The 21040-nt window shown below is 42.0% G+C and carries 21 protein-coding genes; 9 read left to right on the forward strand and 12 right to left on the reverse strand.

The window, feature by feature from the left end; translation table 11 throughout:
• Positions 1-44 precede the first annotated feature (44 nt).
• The 4 genes from nagA to AC3WLU_RS22445 all read left to right on the forward strand — a co-directional run bounded on the left by nagA (position 45) and on the right by AC3WLU_RS22445 (position 3480).
• The gene (gene nagA / locus AC3WLU_RS22430; protein WP_492597964.1) at positions 45-1223 is read left to right on the forward strand and encodes an N-acetylglucosamine-6-phosphate deacetylase; all 1179 of its coding nucleotides are present in this window, start codon (positions 45-47) and stop codon (positions 1221-1223) included.
• Positions 1223-1957: a glucosamine-6-phosphate deaminase gene (gene nagB / locus AC3WLU_RS22435; RefSeq protein WP_063574512.1), complete on the forward strand. Its 735-nt coding sequence runs from the start codon at positions 1223-1225 to the stop codon at positions 1955-1957. The genes nagA and nagB overlap by 1 nt, the downstream gene beginning before the upstream one ends.
• A 14-nt stretch (positions 1958-1971) precedes the next feature.
• Positions 1972-2694: a GntR family transcriptional regulator gene (locus AC3WLU_RS22440; RefSeq protein ID WP_034304859.1), complete on the forward strand. Its 723-nt coding sequence runs from the start codon at positions 1972-1974 to the stop codon at positions 2692-2694.
• Between the two features lie 63 nt (positions 2695-2757).
• Entirely contained in the window at positions 2758-3480 is a 723-nt protein-coding gene (locus tag AC3WLU_RS22445) for an SIS domain-containing protein (RefSeq protein WP_063574513.1), read from the forward strand.
• 655 nt (positions 3481-4135) lie between these two features.
• Here AC3WLU_RS22445 and AC3WLU_RS22450 read toward each other — a convergent pair.
• Together AC3WLU_RS22450 and AC3WLU_RS22455 are read right to left on the reverse strand one after the other, a co-directional pair.
• The gene (locus AC3WLU_RS22450) at positions 4136-7252 is read right to left on the reverse strand and encodes an MMPL family transporter (RefSeq protein WP_492597965.1); all 3117 of its coding nucleotides are present in this window, start codon (positions 7250-7252) and stop codon (positions 4136-4138) included.
• Complete coding sequence (locus tag AC3WLU_RS22455; RefSeq protein ID WP_413003580.1) at positions 7249-7716, reverse strand: MarR family winged helix-turn-helix transcriptional regulator; 468 nt, start codon at positions 7714-7716, stop codon at positions 7249-7251. The genes AC3WLU_RS22450 and AC3WLU_RS22455 overlap by 4 nt, the downstream gene beginning before the upstream one ends.
• 169 nt (positions 7717-7885) lie before the next feature.
• Here AC3WLU_RS22455 and AC3WLU_RS22460 point away from each other — a divergent pair, with 169 nt between their 5' ends.
• Entirely contained in the window at positions 7886-8410 is a 525-nt protein-coding gene (locus AC3WLU_RS22460; RefSeq protein ID WP_413003582.1) for a YtxH domain-containing protein, read from the forward strand.
• A 326-nt stretch (positions 8411-8736) separates the two neighbouring features.
• On the opposite strand, the gene AC3WLU_RS22465 is transcribed toward AC3WLU_RS22460, so the two are convergent.
• The 10 genes from AC3WLU_RS22465 to AC3WLU_RS22510 all read right to left on the reverse strand — a co-directional run bounded on the left by AC3WLU_RS22465 (position 8737) and on the right by AC3WLU_RS22510 (position 19857).
• Positions 8737-9627 carry a peptidylprolyl isomerase gene (locus tag AC3WLU_RS22465; RefSeq protein ID WP_053537081.1) on the reverse strand — a complete coding sequence of 297 codons (891 nt, stop codon included), beginning with the start codon at positions 9625-9627 and terminating at the stop codon, positions 8737-8739.
• 321 nt (positions 9628-9948) lie between these two features.
• Positions 9949-11022, reverse strand: a complete 1074-nt coding sequence (locus AC3WLU_RS22470) for an ABC transporter substrate-binding protein (RefSeq protein ID WP_492597966.1) — start codon at positions 11020-11022, stop codon at positions 9949-9951.
• Entirely contained in the window at positions 11019-11822 is an 804-nt protein-coding gene (locus AC3WLU_RS22475) for an ABC transporter permease (protein ID WP_034304873.1), read from the reverse strand. Before AC3WLU_RS22475 ends, AC3WLU_RS22470 begins: the two co-directional genes overlap by 4 nt.
• A 1-nt stretch (position 11823) precedes the next feature.
• Positions 11824-12627 (reverse strand): ABC transporter permease, encoded by an 804-nt coding sequence (locus tag AC3WLU_RS22480; protein WP_034305104.1) that lies wholly within the window; start codon positions 12625-12627, stop codon positions 11824-11826.
• Positions 12617-13726 carry an ABC transporter ATP-binding protein gene (locus AC3WLU_RS22485; RefSeq protein WP_063574518.1) on the reverse strand — a complete coding sequence of 370 codons (1110 nt, stop codon included), beginning with the start codon at positions 13724-13726 and terminating at the stop codon, positions 12617-12619. The genes AC3WLU_RS22480 and AC3WLU_RS22485 overlap by 11 nt, the downstream gene beginning before the upstream one ends.
• Positions 13727-13788: 62 nt before the next feature.
• Positions 13789-14331, reverse strand: a complete 543-nt coding sequence (locus AC3WLU_RS22490) for a helix-turn-helix domain-containing protein (RefSeq protein WP_034304877.1) — start codon at positions 14329-14331, stop codon at positions 13789-13791.
• A 170-nt stretch (positions 14332-14501) separates the two neighbouring features.
• Positions 14502-15887, reverse strand: coding sequence for a protoporphyrinogen oxidase (locus AC3WLU_RS22495; RefSeq protein ID WP_492597967.1), 1386 nt, complete (start codon positions 15885-15887; stop codon positions 14502-14504).
• 178 nt (positions 15888-16065) lie between these two features.
• A complete protein-coding gene (locus AC3WLU_RS22500) occupies positions 16066-16578 on the reverse strand; it encodes a GNAT family N-acetyltransferase (protein WP_492597968.1) in 513 nt (170 codons plus the stop codon).
• Positions 16579-16698: 120 nt separating this feature from the next.
• A complete protein-coding gene (locus AC3WLU_RS22505) occupies positions 16699-18732 on the reverse strand; it encodes a Na+/H+ antiporter (RefSeq protein WP_063574522.1) in 2034 nt (677 codons plus the stop codon).
• Positions 18733-18966: 234 nt separating this feature from the next.
• Positions 18967-19857: a diacylglycerol/lipid kinase family protein gene (locus AC3WLU_RS22510; protein WP_098866079.1), complete on the reverse strand. Its 891-nt coding sequence runs from the start codon at positions 19855-19857 to the stop codon at positions 18967-18969.
• A gap of 480 nt (positions 19858-20337) precedes the next feature.
• Here AC3WLU_RS22510 and yhfH (AC3WLU_RS22515) point away from each other — a divergent pair, with 480 nt between their 5' ends.
• The 4 genes from yhfH (AC3WLU_RS22515) to yhfH (AC3WLU_RS22530) are packed head-to-tail and all read left to right on the forward strand — an operon-like array spanning position 20338 to position 20987.
• Complete coding sequence (gene yhfH, locus AC3WLU_RS22515) at positions 20338-20472, forward strand: protein YhfH (protein WP_255294699.1); 135 nt, start codon at positions 20338-20340, stop codon at positions 20470-20472.
• 43 nt (positions 20473-20515) lie between these two features.
• Positions 20516-20653 carry a protein YhfH gene (gene yhfH / locus AC3WLU_RS22520; RefSeq protein ID WP_082162914.1) on the forward strand — a complete coding sequence of 46 codons (138 nt, stop codon included), beginning with the start codon at positions 20516-20518 and terminating at the stop codon, positions 20651-20653.
• 30 nt (positions 20654-20683) lie between these two features.
• Positions 20684-20821, forward strand: coding sequence for a protein YhfH (yhfH, locus tag AC3WLU_RS22525; protein WP_082196596.1), 138 nt, complete (start codon positions 20684-20686; stop codon positions 20819-20821).
• 28 nt (positions 20822-20849) lie between these two features.
• The gene (yhfH, locus tag AC3WLU_RS22530; protein ID WP_492597969.1) at positions 20850-20987 is read left to right on the forward strand and encodes a protein YhfH; all 138 of its coding nucleotides are present in this window, start codon (positions 20850-20852) and stop codon (positions 20985-20987) included.
• Positions 20988-21040: the final 53 nt, after the last annotated feature.

The following is a 21040-nucleotide window of genomic DNA, read 5'->3' on the forward strand; positions in this document are numbered from 1 at the left end:
CATGACTCATTCATTAAGTTTTACTTTCATAAAGGAGATTATGTATGAAAACATTCATTATTAATAATCTGATGGTTCACAGCGAAAAGGAAACATACAAAAATGGGTACATTAAAGTCGTGGATGGAAAAATTGCCGAAGTTGGTCCAGGCAGCCAATACAAACAGGACGATGATGCCAAGGTGATTACTCTTTCACCGGATTATCAGGTAATTCCCGGTGCCATCGACATTCATATTCACGGAGCATCCAATTCCGATGCAATGGATGCCACACATGACGCATTATCCACAATGGCAAAGACCCTTCCTAAAGAAGGAACCACCAGCTTTCTGGCCACTACAATGACCCAAGCCACCCAAGCCATTGAATCAGCACTTCTTAATGCTGGTAAATATATCGAAAATCAAACTCAGGAAAATGCTGAAATAGTTGGAGTACATTTAGAAGGTCCTTTCATTTCACCGGCCCGTAAAGGAGCACAGCCTGAGGATTATATCGTTGATCCTGATGTCACTCTATTTAAAAGATGGCAGGAAATGGCCGAAAATCAAATCAAGCTTGTAACGCTTGCTCCTGAACAACCGAACGGATTAGATCTTGCCGCCCACTTAAGGGGAACTGGCGTCGTCGCCTCCATCGGCCATTCAGATGCAACATATGACCAAATAGATGAAGCAATCCAGGCAGGGACTACCCACGTTACACATCTTTATAACGGAATGCGTGGACTCCATCACCGCGAACCTGGCGTTTTGGGAGCTGCTTATCTTCGAGATGAGCTATATGTTGAACTTATTGCTGACGGCATTCACTGCAGGCCGGAAATGATCAAGCTCGCATATGACCAAATTACCAGCGAACGAATGATACTGATAACGGACTCACTTCGTGCCAAATGGCTTGAAAAGGGAACCTATGATTTAGGTGGTCAGCCTGTTAATGTTGACGAAACGAAAGCAACGCTTTCAGACGGCACACTAGCCGGCAGTATATTGAAAATGAATGATGCCATCAAGAACACAATGGAATATACCGGTTGTTCCATGACTGACATTATAAAAATGACGGCGGAAAACCCTGCCAAACAACTTCGGATTTTTGACAGAAAAGGAAGCATCCAAGTCGGCAAAGACGCAGATCTTGTAATATTGAATGACCGCTTGGACGTTGAAATGACTTTCTGCAGAGGAAATTTAGCTTTTAAAAAGGAGAATGTATAATGAATATCATACAAGTGCAGGACTACACGGAAATGAGCCGGACAGCCGCAGAAATAGTGATCGGAAAAGTCAAAGGAAATCCGAATATCAAATTGGGCCTTGCAACAGGCGGCACCCCTAAAGGAATGTACGATAATTTGATTGAAGATCACGTACGTAATCATACTTCATATGAACATGTAACGTCTTTTAACCTTGACGAGTATATCGGCTTAAAACCAAATGATCCAAACAGTTACCATTTTTATATGGATCATTCCTTATTCACTCACATCAATATAAATAAAGAGCGTACTCACCTGCCTAATGGCACAGCCGATGACACGAATGGAGAATGTCAACGGTATGACGAAATGATTGATTCCGTGGGCGGGATCGATCTTCAGATACTTGGCATTGGCCAAAATGGCCATATTGGTTTTAATGAACCTGGAACTTCCTTCACATCCGGTACACATGTCGTGACACTTGAAGATTCGACGCGCCAAGCGAATGCACGTTATTTCGACTCCATAGACGAAGTTCCGACACATGCCGTTACGATGGGCATTTCAACAATCATGAAAAGCAAAGAAATTCTGCTGCTGATTTCTGGTGAAGAAAAAGCCGAAACACTGAAGAAATTGATACACGGTGACATTTCAGAGGAATTTCCTGCATCTATCCTAAAAAAACATAATAGTGTTACAATTATCGCAGACCAAAAAGCGTTATCCGGAGTGATAATACCCTAAAGGAGCGAAAGTCGATGATTGATAAAAACTCACCTCTTCCGATTTATTTTCAAATCGAAGAACAAATAAAAAGAAAAATAGAAAACGGTGAGTTCCAAGCGCACGATGCCCTTCCATCTGAACGTGAATATGCCGAGCAATTCGAAATTAGCCGGATGACCGTCCGCCAAGCCATAAATAATTTGGTGAATGACGGATACTTATACCGTCAGAAAGGAAGGGGAACCTTTGTCGCCGATAAGAAATTGGAGCAGCAGCTCAATGGGCTGACCAGTTTTACCGAGGACATGAAGGCCAGGGGATTAAACCCAAGCAGCAAGCTGCTGAGCTTTGAAATCATTCCGGCTGATAAGAAGATTGCCAGTGAATTGCACATTTCCCTTTATGCTCCCGTTTATGAAATAAAACGCATTCGGTTGGCTGATGATGTTCCAATGGCGCTCGAGACCGTGTACATGTCTGCCAATTTAATTAAAGGATTAACGGAAGAAATCATTAACCTTTCCCTTTACCAATATGTGGAGAACTACGTCAAACTAAAGATAGACTATGCTTCACAAACGTTGGAATCATCGATTGCTTCTGAATTGGAAGTGACCCATTTAGCAATTCCAAAGCACTCACCCATATTATTCATTCAAAGGAATACGTTCTTAATAGACGGAACTCCCCTTGAATATGTTAAATCGGCTTATCGTGCGGATAGGTATAAGTTCACTATCAACATAAGCAGATAAAATGGAATATTTTCATCACTATAGTCTTTTAATTGCCAAAGGTAATCGGAGGGTGTCACATATATGAACTCATACTTTGAAGAAGTGCAGGCTTTACTCACAATTGTGGGAGAACAGGAAAAGCAATCAATTAAGGAATCTGTGAAACGTATCTCAAAAGCAGTCATGTCGGATGGGATCATCCATTTATTCGGAAGCGGACACTCCCACATTTTGACCGAAGAGGTATTCTACCGGGCTGGTGGGTTAGCCGCAATTCGTCCAATTTTCGTTGAAGATCTCATGCTTTTTAAAGGAGCTTCAAGATCATCCCAACTTGAACGCCAAAATGACCTATCAGAGAAATTCATGAATGATGAAGATATCCGTCCTGGTGATGTTTGTATTGTCATTTCGTCATCGGGCGTAAATCCCGTTCCGATAGATGTAGCCACTATCGCAAAAGAAAAAGGGGCATTCGTTATTGGACTAACATCACCGGAGTATGCAAAAAGTTGTTCTTCACGGCATAAACAGAAGCATTATCTCCACGATGTCGTTGATTTGGTCATAGACAATCATATTGCCAAAGGTGACACATTACTGAAATCAAATAATATACCTTTTGGTTCCGGATCGACCGTGGTCGGGGCCGTTCTCCTCAATATGGTTTTCACGCAAGTCATCCAAACGATTATTGAATCAGGGGAAACCCCTCCCGTATTCCTTAGCAGTAATATCGAAGGGGCAGATGAACACAATCAAAAGATCATCGCGAAATATAAAACAAGAATCCCCCAATTATGAAATGGAATACATATTTTTTTGTTTCAGTTGTTTATTTCTTACTGTAGGCAAACTCCATCGAGTTGGTCTACAGTTTTTTTGAGAGTTTGGAAGTTGAGCGTTGAATTCCACTGCAGGCGGTCCGGGGTCCGCGGAGAGCCTCCTCGGCGTTTGCGCCTGCCTGCGGTGTCTCCCCTGCACTCGTATTCCCGCAGGAGTCTCGCACCTTCCGTTCCAGTCAACAGAGTTTTAGTAATTAGACAGAACTCCATGGGCCAACAGTCTTTCTGCAACTTTTATTCAAACGCTTTTCCATCCCCTCTTAACTAAATGTTTCATTTAACGAATGAGTGCAGGGCATGTATTTGTTGATCCCATACATTCGTTTCATGCACCAGCAGACCATAACAAATTTGTGTTGTGGACGAGAGTAACACCGATTGAGAAAGTTGGAAAACCGGAAGCTGTTGAAGATGCAGCTTACAAAACCAGTACGCCTGATTATGTGTATGATGGAACTTATGATTGTCATTCTTCCTCCACCGGGCGAGCTTTTAAATCCATTTCCCATTTTATAATCATTCAAAAAGGGTTTCGGAATTGGAGCATTCCGAAACCCTTTTGTCTACAGTCTGGAGGCATCCGAATGGAGGCCTTCTTTATTTTATATTCCCTTTTATTCCTTATTTTTTAAAAACGGCCACCAATTCGCGTTTCCAAACGTTGCAACCATCACCGGAATAAACAATGGCAAGATGACAAACGCATATAAAGCAAGCCCCACCAATATTAATGTGGCTATCTCCAAGAGCGATAAAACGCCTGCTGGCATCATGGCAGCAAAGGTTCCGCCCAGAATGACAGCCGCCGAGATGATCACCGTTCCCATTTTTCTCATGGACAGCAACATCGCTTCCTTGACCGGCTTATCTTTCCACTCGTTGAAGCGATCCATCAAGAAAATGCTATAGTCAATGCCAAGAGCAATCAAGATGACGAAGGCAAAGAAAGGAACTGCCCAGCCAATGCCGGCATAACCGAGAATATTAACAAAAATCAACTCTGTAATGGCTGCCGCTGTATAATAAGTCAAAACGAGCGACACTATCAAATAGACAGGCATGATCAAGGATCGCAGCATGAAAAAGAGAATGATTGCAATACCCGACAGCATCAAAACGACCGTCCTTGAGAAATCCTCCCCAGACATCATGCCCAAGTCATGATATGTACTTGTGATTCCCCCTATCGCCACCTGCGCGTTTTCAAGCTTTGTATCTTTCGTTACTCTTTCAACGGTTGCCTCAATCGAATCAATTTGCTCGATTGCATCATTGGAATAAGGATTCGCCTTGAATACCACATCCATGGTCATGGTTTTACCATCTTCAGATAAATACGCGTTCAATGCTTCCCCGAATTCTTCGCTTTCCACTACTTCTTTGGGAATGTACATGCCTGTTACCGTTTTATCCGTTTTTGCCAGCCCTGATAAATAACCCTGTGCGGACGATAGTCCATCATGGACTTCATTCAGACCATCCGCACTTTCATTTAAGCCATCAGTCAAATCAGTAAGCTGCCCGCCCAGGCTTGAAAAACCATTTAGGAGTTCTTGCTGCCCATTACTTAAGCTAGTAAGGCCTCCTTTAAATCCTGACAGATTATTTATGACTTCCCCCTGACCATTAGCCATGGTGCTTAGACCCTTTTGTAAATTGTCAACGCCTGAAATCAATTGGTTCAGGCCCTCCCCAAGAGAATTTTGACCCTTTACGATTTCTTCCATATTTTCATTCGCCGTATTCAAACCGCCGGACACTGAACCAAGATTCCTATTGAGCTCTGAAAGGCCTGCTGCCATGGGCTCCAAGCCACCCTGTGCCCCTTGCACTGTTTGCTTGATTGTTTGATAGGACTGATCAGCCTGTAATTCTGGATGAGTGGCTTCCATTTGCTCAAAAGAAGGATTTAAACCGGCAAGGCTTTGTGATACACCCGTAAGGTTAGTTTGAATTTCTTTATATTGACCTGTGAGCTCACTTAACCCATTAGCTGATTGTTTATAGCCTTCGAGAAGCTGTCCGCTTCCGGTGGCGAGCTTATCCAAGTTAGCCTTGACCTCAATCAATCCGTTTTTTATGTCCCCGGTTCCTGAAGACCCATCACGAATGCCTGCTTCAATGCTTGTTAACGCCTTCTCCACCTGACCTACGCCGCTCTTTAATTCATTGGTCCCGGATATGAGTCCCCCTATTCCGTCCGTCGCTTGCTTCAATCGCGGTCCTGAATCGGAAAGCTCACTCCCTGCCGTTTTCAATCCATCGCTGATTTGTTTAATGCCTTCATTTCCTTCCCCGATTCCCTTTTCCAAGGTTTCGGCCTGGTTCGCTACAAATAAATCCTTAATCGGTTCACCTGTCGGGCGGGTCATGGATCGAACTACATCGACTTCATCCACCTTGACTACTTCCTGGCTGATTTTTTCTGCAAGTGCGACGTACTCTTCCGAATCCATGCGTTCGTCATTCTTTATGACAATCTGTGTTGGCATCGATTGTCCCGGTCCGAATTCATCGGAAATGATATTAAATGCCATGATGGAAGGAACATCATCACCCGCTTCTTCAAGGGAGTTATATGAAATCTTCCCATCATACATAAACAAAAAGGGAACACAAAAGATTGCGACGATCATAAGCGCCAATAATGGGCGGTTCAAGGAGAAGTTACCGAGAACTCCCCATAGTTTACTTTCACTATGCGCAAGTTTCCCTTTCGCCGGCCAGAATAGCTTTTTGCCAAGAACCGCCATGAAAAATGGAACGATCGTATAAAGGGCGATCATTAAAATGAAGACCCCTATGGCAACGGCCGCCGCAGATTGATAGAGCTTAAAAGTAGAAAAACCAATTGCCGCAAAGCCAATCATTACGGTCAGCCCGCTGAAGAAGACAGTCTTACCGGCGGTTCGGTATGTCTCAACGATCGCTTCAGGCAAGGACTCCTGGGACGATAGCTCTTCCTTGAAACGACTAAGCAGCAGGATGCAATAGTCAGTTCCGATTCCAAATAAAATACCAACCAGGAATATTTGGGTGTAAGACGAAATCGGAAAGTCCCATTTATCCACCAGGAATGAGACGATGGATTGTGAGCATAAATAAGTGAAACCTACCGTTACCAACGGAATGACCGGTGCCACCACTGAACGGAAGACTATCAGCAATACAGCCAGAATGAAAACAACCGTGATGCCTTCAGTTTTCTTCAGCCCTTCTTGGGAATTGGCATTAAGATCTTCATCGATCATCCAGCTGCTTGTGTAATAATGCTCGACATCCACTTGCTCCAGCTCTTTATAAAGGGCATCGATCACTTCCTTAGCTTCTCGGTCCCCTTTGACCATCGTGATGGATGTCAAAACCGTTGTTTCGTTCTCCGAGACCAACTGACCTTTTAGCGAGGGCTCTTTAAAATGGGTCATGACCTCTTTGATGCCAAGCTCCGCTTTATTCTTTTCAAGCTTTTGGATCGCTACCTCGATCTCTTTCAATTCCGGGGAAGACAGCTTCTTATCACCATGAAATACGAGAGCCACTTGTGACTCATCCTTATCCTGGATCTCTTTCATTAGCTCATTGGCCATCCCAGAGGAATACTCTTCCGGTACATCCAGCTGGCCCTTATTCCGGACAAGCTCCGCCATATTCGGTGCCGCAAACAATAAACCTGCCGTAATGGCAACCCATACGATAATGACCAGCCATCTTCCCTTTATGATCCCCCTCATTTATATTCCTCCCATTCCTCATTCTTCATTTGAATGAAAATTTGTGAAAGCTTCTCATATGTATCAAGGAATTTAACAATCTCTTCATAATCGAATTTCGTCATGATGCTCTCTACCAATTTATGAATCTTATTTTCCGTTTCCTGTAACAACGCTTCCCCCTCTTTGGAAAGCTTCAAATGGAAGAACCTTCGGTCAACCTGGTCCTGTTCCCGTTCTATCAATCCTTTGCCTTCCAGCCTGTTGATGTTGGACGTGACGGCACTCTTATTAATATAAAAGGCATCACTGATTTCCGTCGATGTACACAACCGCTGTTGTTGAATGAACCGTAAAGTATAGTATTGTTCGTTCGTCAGCACATCACAAATCTGATCTTTTATTAAAAGCTCCCCCATCTTATTGACATAGAAAGAAACCTTCATATATCGATCAATCAATCCAGAAACTTTTTCATTCGTCATCGTTGCACCTCTCAAAAAGTAGTTCAGTCATTTAACTATATGTAGAGTACTATTGTTTTATTTATCATGTCAATCCCATGATAGTTTATTATTTCCAGTTTAACTTATGGTAAATAAGGGAAAACCCAAAATAAGCAAACAATCTACTATTCTAAAGGAGGAAATATAAATGACTCAAACAACTATCGAAACTCAAACGAATAGCAAACTTTTAAAAGGGATTCTAATCGGGGGGCTTGTCGGCGGTGCATTGACCTTGCTCGACTCCAACACGAGAAATAAAGTAAAGCGATCTGCCGTCCTTTTAAAAGACAACTCCATGAATATGATTGAACAGGTCAAGGAAAATCCCGGCGAAATGAAGGAACAGATGGTATCAGGAGTCAAAGGAGCAACGGAGACGATTAAAGAGGCAATCAATGACGTTGAAACACTATATGAAACCGTGAATGAAGACGTGGTGGGTAAAGTATCCGAAGTAAAGGATATCTCCACTGATGCCCTTGGTACAGCGAAGGACGCAACAAGTGAATTAAAAGACATCAGTTCAAAAGTGGTCGTTGCCGGTAAACAGCTGAAAGAAACGCCAGCACAATCATTGAAATCCAATAATGATAAAGGTGAAAAAGATAGTGATGAAATCGTTAAAAAATCAGGATTATCCAATCAAAAATCCATCTCATCCAACTTCTAATATATAAAAAAGCTGAGGCATTATGCCTCAGCCTTTTTTGTAGAGAAAATGTGCCCGGAAAATGTGCGTTTCATCAAATGAAGTTCCCGAACAACCAAAACAACACCTTCAACTAAATAAGGATGGTTTTATCTAAATTTAAATTATGGCTTGTACGATTTGGATGTTGATTTCCGCTTCAGGCACTCGCTTTCCGCGGGCGGTCGTGGAGCCTCCTCGGCATGCGCCTGCGGGGTCTCCCCTAGACGCGCTTTTCTAAGCAGGAGTCTCGTACCTTTCACTCCAATCAACTCTGTTTGGTTTCGGAATATCCTTCACTTGATACCTTAGTTAGAGTCCTCCAATTTATTCGTTATATCATGGTCTTTTTTTACTTCGGCTAACCAAACTGGATATTCCTCTTGTAATCTTTCAGAAAGAAGCGTTTCTTTAATTACTTCTTTACTGTCTTCTAAATTAGCTTTTTTTGCTTCCTTCTTACCGGTTACTTTTATGATATGGTACCCATATTCGGTTTTGACTGGATCACTGACTTTATTTATATCAAGATCAAAGGCAACATCTTCAAACTCTTCCACCATATCGCCTTTTCCAAAATACCCCAGACTCCCACCGTTATCCGCCGTTTCAGTATCAGTGGAATATTCAGCTGCCAACTTAGCGAAATCACCGCCTGCCGCAAGTTCTTTCGCAACCTTTTTAGCCGTTTTTTCGTCTTCGACTAAAATATGACTAGCTTCCACTTGTTCCGCTTGAGCAAATGTATCTTTATTATCTTCAAAATACGTACTGATTTCATCGTCCGTTACAGTAATTCTCGGTTCGACCAATTTTTTCGTTTGCAGGTAAACCACGATGTCCTTTTTTAGAGCATCCATTGAAGAACCGCTTGCTTCCAATTGTTCTTTTAACGACTTTTCATCACCATAGGACTCCACCATAACATCGATTTCTTTCTGGATTTCTTCATCCTTAATTTTGATTCCTGCTTTTTCCGCTTCCAATTCCACCAATTTATTCGTAATTAGCAGGTCTAAAGTATCTGCTCCGTACCCTGCAACAAGCGCGTCATACAGCTCATCCTCATTGATTTTCTCGCCATCGATACTCGCAATTGTCTTATCCATGGACGAAATCATCGCAAATGCCATGATCCCGGCAATGATTAAAATGCTCCCTGCCCAAATATATGCCTTCGTGCTTTTTAATAGTTTCATGAATAGTCTCCCTTAAGTTTTCTATTATGATAGCTTGTAAATATTAATTAATCCTTAAGACTTTAACTTAACCTTCAATATGTATGAACTCTATCATTATACTAACATACTTATATTTCTGCAGATATTTTAGAGCATTTCATTCTGTTATGGATTTACATTAAATTTTGGTTGATCATTACAAAAAACGGTATTATACCGTTATTTCAACTCTTGATATATAGGTAACAGAGTGTAATTCGGCTTTCACTCGTAAGTTTCGAGCAAACGAAAAAGCATGGTGTACGGAGGGAATTCCTACACCATGCTTTATTTATTTTGTTATTTACGATGCATCTTGAATTCAAGGAAGAGTTCATTGTAACGGGCCAAGTTTTTCTTCCCAAGGTTTTCGTACACTTCCAGTTTCTTCGTCAGTTCAGGTGACGGATAGAAACGTTCATCCTTAACCACTTCTTCAGGCATATATTTAAGTGCTTCTTTATTAGGTGTCGAGTAACTTACATATTCAGCATTTTGAGCTGCAACTTTCGGGTCCAGCATGAAGTTGATGAACTGGTGGGCCGCATCGACATTTTTCGTTGTTTTCGGGATGACCATATTATCAAACCATAAATTGGACCCCTCTTTTGGAACAACGTATTCGAGATCTTCATTTTCAGCCATGATTTCAGAAGCAACTCCCGACCAAACAAGGCCAATCGCTGCCTCCTGGGCTTCCAATAGCATGCGGCTTTCATCTCCCACTATCGCTTTAATATTCGGGGTGAGGGCATCAAGTTTGGTTTTTGCCTCTTGAAGGTGTTCTTCATCTGTATCATTCAATGAATAATTCAAAGAGTTCAGACCCATGCCCATCACTTCTCTAGCGCCATCCGTCAAAAGGATTTCATTTTTTAAATCTTTATCCCATAAATCCGACCATGCCGTTATTTCTTTGCCACCGAGCATCTTGGAGTTGTAAACAATTCCAACCGTTCCCCAGAAGTACGGGACGGAATATTTATTCTCCGGATCGAATGGCAGATCGATGAATCGCTCATCGATATTTTTCAAATTCGGAAGCTTGGAATGATCCAAGGGAACCAGTAAGTCTTCCTGCCTCATCTTATCGATCATATACTCAGACGGAATGGCAATATCATAAGTGGTACCGCCCTGTTCAATTTTAGTCATCATGGCCTCATTCGAATCGAACGTCTCATAAATGACCTTTATACCTGTTTCTTCTTCAAAACGTTCGATTAGATCCGTATCGATGTAATCGCCCCAATTATAGATGGTAAGCGTATTGCTGCTCGTAAATCCCTGCGCTGAATTCAATCTTGAAATCGCATATAGCAGCAAAGCGGATACGAGGGAAATGAGCAAAAATATTTGCAGTAGCCTTTTCATCGTTTCCCCCCCATTCCCGTTTGCCTAACACGTTGAGTTATAAAGTAATAGACGACAACCAACAGCAGTGTCACGACGAACAGCAGTGTCGATAGTGCATTGATATTCAATGAAATTCCACGGCGGGCCAATGAATAGATTTCCACGGAAAGAGTGGAGAAACCATTACCGGTCACAAAGAACGTTACCGCAAAATCATCAAGTGAATAAGTCAATGCCATAAAAAAACCAGCAAAGATACCTGGCAAGATGTATGGAAGGATGACTTTCGTCAATACATCCCACCGGCTTGCCCCTAAATCCCGGGCGGCATCAATTAAAGTAGGGCTCATTTCCTGAAGTTTCGGAAGGACCAGCAGCACAACGATTGGGATACTGAAGGCGATATGTGACAACAGTACCGAGTAGAATCCAAGCTTGATCCCGGCCATTGTGAATAAAATCAGGAAGGAAGCACCGATGATCACATCGGGACTGACAATCAATACATTATTCAATGACAATACCGTATTCTTAGCTTTACTGCTCGTAAAGGAGCGAATTCCAATTGCCCCTATCACCCCGATGATCGTTGCGATCAGTGCAGATAATAAAGCTATCACAAGTGTATTCAATACAATGATCAACAGCCTCGTATCTTGGAACAGCTCCTTGTACCACTCCATCGTGAACCCTTTAAAGTCATACATCGTTCCACCGCTGTTAAAAGAGTAAAAGACTAAAAAGAAAATCGGTGCATAGAGAATGAGAAAAATCAAAACGAGAAACGCTTTTGATATTGGTGATAATTTATTGCCCAATTTACACACCCTGCTTTCGGTTACCCGTTACAAACATAATCAGGAACATTATAATAATCAAAAATACCGCGATCGTGGAACCCATTCCCCAATCCTGTGTTACAAGAAAGTGCTGCTCGATAGCCGTACCAAGCGTAATGACTCGGTTACCGGCAATCAATCTTGTAAGCATGAACAATGAAAGTGCCGGGATGAAGACTACTTGGCATCCCGTCTTTACCCCATCTAACGTCAATGGAAAAATGACACGGCGGAATGTCATCCATCGGGACGCTCCCAAATCATTGGCCGCATCCAAAAGGGTTGGATTCATTTCATCAAGCGCATTGAATATCGGTAAAATCATAAACGGGATGAAAATATAAACCGAAACGAATATGAAGCTGAAATCCGTAAAGAGAATCTGCTGCTTTCCGATTCCTACCGCCTCCAGAAATCCATTCGCCACACCATACGTGCCAAAAATTCCAATGAAGGCATAAGCTTTCAAAAGTAAATTGATCCAGGAAGGCACGATAATCAGCAAAAGCCACAACTGCTTATGCTTGGTTTTCGTTAACAAATAGGCTGTCGGGTAAGCGACTAAAAGGGATATTCCCGTAATCAGGAATGCATACCAAAATGAGCTCAATGTCATTTTTAAATATACTGGCGTAAAGAACTTTTGATAGTTAATCAATGATAAATTGCCTTCAATGTCAAAGAAGGAATAGTAAAGGATTAACAAAATGGGTGCGATCACGAATAAAGCAATCCATAAGACATAGGGTATGAAGTAAATATTACGGGATATTTTATTCTTCATGACTTTCCCCATCATGATACGCTTCCAGACGCTTATCGAATTCTTCTTCAGTTTCACCCAATCGCATGACATGGATCGATTCCGGTTCGAAATAAAGACCTATTTCATCTCCGACTGCCACTTTTTTCGTTGATTGGACAAGCCATTCATTTCCATCATGGTCATAACAGCTGATTTCATAATGAACACCGCGAAATAGCTGGGAGTCAACCCGAACTCGCAGTTTTCCGCGATCGACGGAAGTAATCTCTAAATCTTCCGGGCGGATGACAATATCGACAGCTTCATTACTGTTCAATCCTTGGTCAACACATTCGAACTGTCTGCCGACGAACTCCACGAGGTAATCTTCAATCATTTTTCCTTTTACAATATTGGACTCACCGATGAAATCGGCAACGAATCGATTCAGCGGTTCATCATAAATATCCGTAGGGGTCCCGCTTTGCTGGATTTTCCCTTTGTTAAGGACAAAAATCTCATCTGACATCGCTAATGCTTCCTCTTGGTCATGAGTGACGAAGATAAACGTGATTCCCAGCCTCTGTTGCAGCTCCCGCAATTCATATTGCATTTCTGTACGCAATTTCAAATCGAGGGCAGATAGCGGTTCATCCAGGAGAATGACTTCAGGTTCATTAACAATAGCCCTCGCAATAGCTACCCGTTGCCGCTGGCCGCCGGACATTTCCCTGATCTCCCGTTTTTCATACCCTTCCAAATTAACAAAGCTGAGGGCTTCCTTCACCTTGATTTCCACTTCCGAATTCTTCATTTTTTTGATCCGAAGACCAAATGCTACATTTTCAAACACATTTAAATGCGGAAACAGTGCATAATCTTGAAATACCGTATTCACTTGCCTTTTATTGGCTGGCACATCATTGATCTTTTTCCCTTCAAAGTAAATATCACCTTTGGAAGCTTCCGTAAATCCGGCAATCAAACGAAGGATCGTGGTCTTCCCACACCCGGAAGGACCCAATAGCGTATAGAACTTCCCTCTCTCGATTTCAAAACTAACATTATCGAGAACCACCGTTTCATCATCAAATTGCTTCGTAACTTGATCGAAGCGTATTATATTCCCATTTGCCATAGCTTCTTCCCTCTCTCCATTCCCTTACTCATCAATCTTCAACGATTGCATTTTTTTGAATTCTATAAGTATGATTCCGTCACCACGAGTAATAACTCGGACGGACCTTCAAAATCATTGATGATTTGATGTTCATCTGAAGCATGAAAATAAATCGATTCCCCTGCCTTGACGAAATACGTATGTGTACCCAGCTTTACAATGACTCTTCCGCTTAATACATAACCGAATGTTTCCGACAAGGATGGTTCAAATTGTTTGAACTCCCCTTTTTCCTGGAGAGTCAGGCGAATAGGTTCCATTTCCTTTTCATTCGATTCAGGCACGAGCCACTGAATTTGGTATCCCCGTTCTTCATCGATGAAAAATGTTTGTGCTTCTTCTTCATACACTACTTTTTGGACTTGATCCTCATCATCGAAGAACTGTTTCGGCTTGCAGCCGAGTACTTCTAAAATATTGAAAAGAGTTTCAATCGAAGGGGAACTAAGATCCCTTTCCAACTGTGAAATATACCCTTTGCTTAAATCCGTTCTTTCGCCCAATTCTTCCTGGGTCAATCCCTTTTTCAAGCGAAGGTTCTTTATTTTTTTTCCAATTTGCATTCCATAACCCTCAATCGGTTTACTTATAGTAAACACAAAGTAGATAAAGTTTTATATAAGTAAACTTTCAGTTTAATTTTACGAATATCATTATACAGGAAATGCCGGAAACTTCAAACGGAATTTCCGGCATTCATTAAAAAAAGGACTGCCGCCTGGCAGTCCCCCTTTTACAACTTCAGACATATCTCTTCCGCTTTCTTTTCCCCATCTGCAATACAATCCGGGATTCCGACTCCATTGTATGAACAGCCCGCAAGTAAAACATTCGGATAATTCTCGGAGATTTTCGCCTCCAGTGATTGAACGATTTGAGGATGTTTAATATGGTAGTTCGGCATATTTTCATGCCATTTCGTCACTTCACTCGTAATTGGATTCCCAGAAATGCTTAGACTGTTCATAATGTCTTGTAAAGCCACAGAGATCAATTCCTGTTTTGTAAGGGACTGTAATCGTTCATATTCCGGACTAGAGCTTTTATAAAAAAGCCTTACCAAAAGCTGGCTGTTTTCAGAAGTATGCTCCCATTTCCGGCTTGTCCAGGTGCATGCATTACAGATCAAATCACTATTATCGCCTGCAATGAAACCTGTCCCGTCTTTAGGAAGCATGCTGTCCGGGATATCGAATCCAAGATAAACGCTAATCATCGAACTATTGATCAAGCCGTTGAAATCCTCATCCAACTCCCGATCCCCCAATAATTTCTGGGCAATTGTATGCGGTGTACTCAATACGATAAAGTCCGTTTCCAGCGTTTCACCGTTTGCCAATGTAATGATGTACGCCTCATCATTTCTTCCGATTTTATCTACACTGACCCCTTTTAATATCTCGACCATATCGAGGCTTTCCTCTATTCTTTCTACCAATGTTGATAAGCCATTTTTAAACGAAAGGAACTTCTTATTTCCCTTGCTTTTGTATTTCTGCTTATTTTCCGATAGACCTCGTATTATACTGCCATATTCATTTTTATAAACCAGCATCTCTGGCAGTGTTTTGGCAATGGTCAATTCATTTAATTTTCCTGAGTAAACACCTGATAGGACAGGAGATATCTGCTTTTGCACCAATTCCTTTCCTAAGAAACTTTCAAGAAATAAACCGATGGAGTCATTCTTCGTAAATGTCTCATTTTTTGTGTAGAAATCCTTTAAGGCGTCGACCTTACCTTGGGCGGAAACCAGATCACTTTTGGCCAGTGACTCCAGGCTCATTGGTATTCCGAATAGGGCATCTTCGGGGATTCCCTTCAGCATCCCATCTGTATGAATGAATGATTTTCCCGTCGCATTATAGACGACTTGGTCCTCCAGGTTCAATTCTTTAAGAAATGGCTGTATATTCTGTTTCCTGGCGACGATCGAATCGGCACCCGCTTCAATTTTAAAAGGACCATCGTGCACAGTCCTTATTTTACCGCCTAGTTCCTCATTTCCTTCTATTAATATTAATCGTACGGAGAGACTCCTCGCTTTAACTGTCTTTTGTAAATAATACATGGTTGATAAACCGGTAATGCCTCCACCTACGACTACGACTGTTTTCATTAGGACTACACCTCGATTAAGATTTTACAATAAGTAAAGTGTACCATAAGGCAGCGGCATTATTAAAAGCAGCCCTTCTAAAATCTTCGGTTACATAACGAAACCTGTAACAAATTGGACAAAAAGGACTTCCCCTTTTGGAAAAGTCCAATAGCCAATATCATTTGTTATTCCTCCCTTATTCGATATCCTTGTTCCCCATATCCAATCTATATTCCATTATCTCCATCAACCCGCTTCTGCCTTCCTTCTGAATGCCTGTATCCTGAAACCCCGATTTCGCATAAAGCGTTTTTGCGTTCACGTTCATGAAGTCCACTGCCAGAATGATCGAATCCTTGTTTGGAAAAATCCCTTTTGCGAATTCCGGAAGGATTTGCAAGGCTTTCTTTCCAATCCCTTTTCCCTGATGTTTTTGATCAACAAGGAATCCCCGGAGTAAAATCGCTTTTTTATCGCTGGTGAAAGGGTCGGTGTTTTCGCCAATGTGTAAAACGAAAAAGCCAACTGGGATACCATCGGCCAATATTACGAAAGGGTGCCTGTCGCAATCTTCCCGGCAATATTTCAGTGACTCTTCCGGCAGAGCTGAAAAAGGAGTTTGTGTATTCGGTAAGCAAAACTGGGAAAGCTGGTGAAGGTGTTCCGGTATATAAGCCATTAAAGTTATGGTCTCGATTTCCTTTTCCAATAAGCACACTCTCTTTCATCAATTATTGAATACAATAATGATTCGATGCCCTGTCCGATATTCCCTTCACAAACCGGAAGGAGCACTGTCGATATATTCGACAGTGCTCCTTCTGTATAATCAATGTGTATTTTCATTGATAGTGAGTGCTTCCCGTAAATTGATTTGCTGGCGGAGTATGTTGGCAACATCACGGGAGATTTGTCGTTTTTCAAACATATCCTGCACTTCGTCCCGTTCTGCCTGGATCGCTTTATAGAACAGCTCCCTTTCATACTCAACCATTTTACTCGGGGTACTGCCTCTGTTCTCACGTTTGCATTTTAAAATCAACACTTTATACTCGTCTATGATCATCGAGGATGTCTTATGATTATCGGCTGTAATTCCGGCCTGTATCTCTTGGATGGCGGCTTTATACATCCTGATTTTAAGATCCCTGACCTTTTCCAACCTCTTAAGATTGATTTTTCTTATTTCACTTTTATTAGGGAAAAATAATTTTAAAACCCTCAGCATACTTCTCCTGAACAGCGTTACTGACCTAAAAAAACGGAACTTCAGTCGATTTGTTACGGCACCTTCCATACGCTGGATATATTCCTTGCATATATACGCCGTCTCCCGGTCCACCTTTTCATCCTTAATGAGTTTATCAAGGAATCTTTGCTCTGCTTCAAGGGCTTTGAAGCGAAGATCCTTCTCTTCTTCCCTTAATGCGGCCGGTTCTTTCTCCTGTTCTACATAGGACAGTTCATTGATCTTGGTACAATACCTGGAAATGATCGACAAAGCCGCTTCCCGGTTTTCATCTGTCATTTGGGACTCAATCACCCGTATAGCGGCTTGATGTGAGTGGATGGCAGCAGCTTTCGTTTTGTCAGCCTGCTTATCCACCACTTCCTCTTCTTCCGACCGTGCCACGATTGGCAGAAATACACTCGCAACAATCAGTGTCAGCAATATGACACCTGCTGCAATGAAAATGATTAATGAACGCTCAGGAAAAGGACTTCCATCTGCCAACACATATGGAATCGAGAACGAACCCGCTAACGTTACAGCTCCGCGAACTCCGGAAATGGTAATGATCCCGGCCGCTTTGAAGTCCGGTTTTTGGGCTCCCGCTTTTTTCGTCATCCAGCCAATCGACCAGGCAGCCGTTAGCCAAATGAATCGTAAAGCGAAAAGGAAAAGTGTAATGATCACGATATAAAGGATCACTTGTCCATTATTGAAGGCTGGATCTTGAAAGATCGTTTTCGCAACGCTTGGGATTTGCAAGCCAAGCAAAACGAATACAAGACCATTCAATACATATAAAATGACGGACCATGTACTCTTTGAAACGACTTGAAGTTCCACTGTTGGTGAAATTTCCCGATCTCGTTCAATGGCATGGACAATTCCCCCAGCCACGACTGCCAAAATCCCAGAAAGGTGGAAATGTTCCACAGCGAGGAAAATAATAAAAGGAGTCAGGATTTGGATAAGCATATGCATCGTGACATCTTCCATCCCTAAACGGCGAAGAAATACACGAAGCCTGATAATGATGAAAGCTAGTATCGCTCCACCTACAAACCCACCAATTGCAATCCATATGAAACTGAAGGTTGCGTCGACTAAGGAGAAAACACCAGTGACCGTAGCTGCAACGGCAAACTTAAAGGCAACTAAACCTGAGGCATCATTCATCAGCCCTTCGCCTTCGAGAAGGTGCATGATGCTCTTCGGCAATTTGACACGACTCGCCAAAGCGCTTACTGCCACTACATCCGTAGGTGACAGAATGGCCGCCAAAGCGAATGCTGCAGGCAATGGTATCGAAGGGATCATCCAATTAATTAAATACCCGCCTGCCCAAACCGTTATGAATACGAGGCCCAGTGCAAGCATCAGAATGGGTGCTCTCAACTTCCATAGTGCTGTTCGGGGTACATTTTTGCCATCATTGAACAATAGGGGTGCGATGAATAATAGCAAAAATAATTCCGTCTCCATCTCAACATGCATGCCCAGGGGTAAAAGTGCCAATATGACACCGAGTGCTATTTGTATTAATGGTACAGGTATAAAGGGTATAAAATGGTTAATTACATTAGACACTCCTATCAATATAAGAAGGGCTAATATAACAAGAAAAAACTCCATACGAACATCAAACTTCCTCTCTCATCTATAATCATAAATATAAGCGTAACATATTTATACCCAGTCAATCATGCATTAACTATTCTAACCTGGAATCCTTCTGAATAATGATACCTTTTATAAAATGCGAAGGAGCTTACGTTGTGTACGATGAACACCCGCAAAGAAAAAAGCTGATTGGCTAAACCATGATCAGCTTTCCCCACATGTTGAAAGAAGTGGGAACTAAACGACTCATTTAGTTCCCGGGACGAATAGACGAAGATGTTTATGCAGTACATTTGCCTGGAAAGGAAGAAGAATGCCTTCATCGCCATCGATATTGACTGCAAGTTCCTCTGACGTGGTTAAATGGAGCTTGGATGTTTTAATATATTCGACTTCGTCATTCCCCATGATCTCCCCCCTGATCAAACTGGGAATGATCTTGACGATGAGAGGAAGAGATAAATCCTTAATGATGAATGTGTGCAGCTTTCCATCATTCACTTCCGCCTCTGGTGCAAGTTGTTCAAAACCGCCGACAGAGTTAGTCATGGTTGCAATTAGTAAATGAGCCTCCCCCATCCACTTCCCGTGATCATGTTCAACCGTTAAAGGAAACGGAGTCTTTTTAATGATCGCTTTTGCTCCTTCAATGAAATAGGCAAAAGACCCAAGACGGGTTTTTTGTTCAACGGAAACATTATAGGTGGCCTCCGCGATTGCCCCTACCGCCAACACATTCATGAAGTAACGGTCATTGATCTTCCCTATGTCCGATTCCTTAATATGCATATCCTTCAATATCTCGATGGCTGCATTGGGATTCAGTGGTATTCCCAAAGACCTGGCGAAATCATTGATGGTTCCTAGTGGAATGATCCCGAAGATAGGCCGATGCTGCTGCTCGCCCAAGCCATTCACTATCTCGTTCACCGTTCCATCACCACCCATGGAAATGACAGCATCGAATCTTTCTGCACAGGCCTCCTTTGCAAAACCCGTCGCATCCCCCTCTCCTTCCGTTTTACGAACGCATACCTCATCAAAAAGTTCCCCTAGTGCCTTTTCCGCTTTCGGCAAAGTCTTCCCTGCCTTTTCCTTGCCTGAAGATGGATTGACGATAATCATCGCTTTCGACATATGCTACCTCCCATTATTGTACTTCTACTAGCAAGTTACCTCTTTACTGAAGTATTAAAACCATCCAGACAGGAACTTACATATAAATCGCTGCCGTTTGGATATTGCTGACATTTTGGAACAAGTTCTTTTATGTTACATCGACTGTGAAATAGGCATTCAATGATCACCCAACCTCCTGTTTCCCATCTGTTATATTAATGCCCCACTCAACACATTGAAAATTGTTTGTCCGTTTCACTCCCTGATTGTTTTTTCGTTTTATAAAAAGCATTATTTCTTTCATTTCCTACTTGACGTGGAGAAAAATAAAAAAATATACAGATGATAAATCCCTTTCCAATAGGGTTTTCACACTATGGGTGAAAAAAATTTCAAATTTTCTGTAAAATACCTATACATTTTCCAAATTCGGGTATATACTGTATTATAACAACAAGCAAACAACAAAAACTGTACTATAAAGAGGGGGAGCGAGACATGCAAGCAAATCAATCAGATTTAGTCATAATCGATTCATTTAAACATTGCCCGGAATGTGGTGAAACACATGTGGACCATTCAAATTCCTATCTGATGGAATGCGATCGCTGCCTTTCCAAACGTGAAGAATAAAGCGACCGGAAAATATATCTAACATTAAAAGGAGGAAATCATCATGCAAATGAAAAAATCCATTGAGTTTTTTAACAATATCCCTGCTAAACATTGCCCTGAGTGCGGTGACCATATTATCGAGCATGCTGAATCCTACTTAATGGAATGTGACCGCTGCCTTTCCAGACGCGAAGACTGATTAAACCAAAATCAAAAAGGAGGAATCAACATGCAAACTATAAATCCACTGGAATTCTTCAGGACACTGCCGCCTAAACAATGTACGGAGTGCGGAACTCATATCACTGAACAGGCTGAATCTTACTTGATGGAATGTGACCACTGCCTTTCCAAACGCGAAGACTGATTAAACCGAATCATAAGGAGGAATCATCATGCAAACCAAAAATCCATTGGAATTCTTCAGGACACTGCCGCCTAAACAATGTACGGAATGCGGGAGCCATATCATTGAACAAGCTGAATCTTACTTGATGGAATGTGACCGCTGCCTTTCCAAACGCGAAGACTGATTAAACCGAATCATAAGGAGGAATCATCATGCAAACCAAAAATCCATTGGAAT

The sequence above is a fragment of the Peribacillus sp. FW305-BF15 genome (assembly GCF_058783805.1).

What these genes read in the sequence shown, in the direction of transcription:
- nagA (WP_492597964.1), top strand. Translation starts at nt 45, where the DNA reads ATGAAAACATTCATTATTAATAATCTGATGGTTCACAGCGAAAAGGAA.
- nagB (WP_063574512.1), top strand. Translation starts at nt 1,223, where the DNA reads ATGAATATCATACAAGTGCAGGACTACACGGAAATGAGCCGGACAGCC.
- AC3WLU_RS22440 (WP_034304859.1), top strand. Translation starts at nt 1,972, where the DNA reads ATGATTGATAAAAACTCACCTCTTCCGATTTATTTTCAAATCGAAGAA.
- AC3WLU_RS22445 (WP_063574513.1), top strand. Translation starts at nt 2,758, where the DNA reads ATGAACTCATACTTTGAAGAAGTGCAGGCTTTACTCACAATTGTGGGA.
- AC3WLU_RS22450 (WP_492597965.1), bottom strand. Translation starts at nt 7,252, where the DNA reads ATGAGGGGGATCATAAAGGGAAGATGGCTGGTCATTATCGTATGGGTT.
- AC3WLU_RS22455 (WP_413003580.1), bottom strand. Translation starts at nt 7,716, where the DNA reads ATGACGAATGAAAAAGTTTCTGGATTGATTGATCGATATATGAAGGTT.
- AC3WLU_RS22460 (WP_413003582.1), top strand. Translation starts at nt 7,886, where the DNA reads ATGACTCAAACAACTATCGAAACTCAAACGAATAGCAAACTTTTAAAA.
- AC3WLU_RS22465 (WP_053537081.1), bottom strand. Translation starts at nt 9,627, where the DNA reads ATGAAACTATTAAAAAGCACGAAGGCATATATTTGGGCAGGGAGCATT.
- AC3WLU_RS22470 (WP_492597966.1), bottom strand. Translation starts at nt 11,022, where the DNA reads ATGAAAAGGCTACTGCAAATATTTTTGCTCATTTCCCTCGTATCCGCT.
- AC3WLU_RS22480 (WP_034305104.1), bottom strand. Translation starts at nt 12,627, where the DNA reads ATGAAGAATAAAATATCCCGTAATATTTACTTCATACCCTATGTCTTA.
- AC3WLU_RS22485 (WP_063574518.1), bottom strand. Translation starts at nt 13,726, where the DNA reads ATGGCAAATGGGAATATAATACGCTTCGATCAAGTTACGAAGCAATTT.
- AC3WLU_RS22490 (WP_034304877.1), bottom strand. Translation starts at nt 14,331, where the DNA reads ATGCAAATTGGAAAAAAAATAAAGAACCTTCGCTTGAAAAAGGGATTG.
- AC3WLU_RS22495 (WP_492597967.1), bottom strand. Translation starts at nt 15,887, where the DNA reads ATGAAAACAGTCGTAGTCGTAGGTGGAGGCATTACCGGTTTATCAACC.
- AC3WLU_RS22505 (WP_063574522.1), bottom strand. Translation starts at nt 18,732, where the DNA reads ATGGAGTTTTTTCTTGTTATATTAGCCCTTCTTATATTGATAGGAGTG.
- AC3WLU_RS22510 (WP_098866079.1), bottom strand. Translation starts at nt 19,857, where the DNA reads ATGTCGAAAGCGATGATTATCGTCAATCCATCTTCAGGCAAGGAAAAG.
- yhfH (WP_255294699.1), top strand. Translation starts at nt 20,338, where the DNA reads ATGCAAGCAAATCAATCAGATTTAGTCATAATCGATTCATTTAAACAT.
- yhfH (WP_082162914.1), top strand. Translation starts at nt 20,516, where the DNA reads ATGCAAATGAAAAAATCCATTGAGTTTTTTAACAATATCCCTGCTAAA.
- yhfH (WP_082196596.1), top strand. Translation starts at nt 20,684, where the DNA reads ATGCAAACTATAAATCCACTGGAATTCTTCAGGACACTGCCGCCTAAA.
- yhfH (WP_492597969.1), top strand. Translation starts at nt 20,850, where the DNA reads ATGCAAACCAAAAATCCATTGGAATTCTTCAGGACACTGCCGCCTAAA.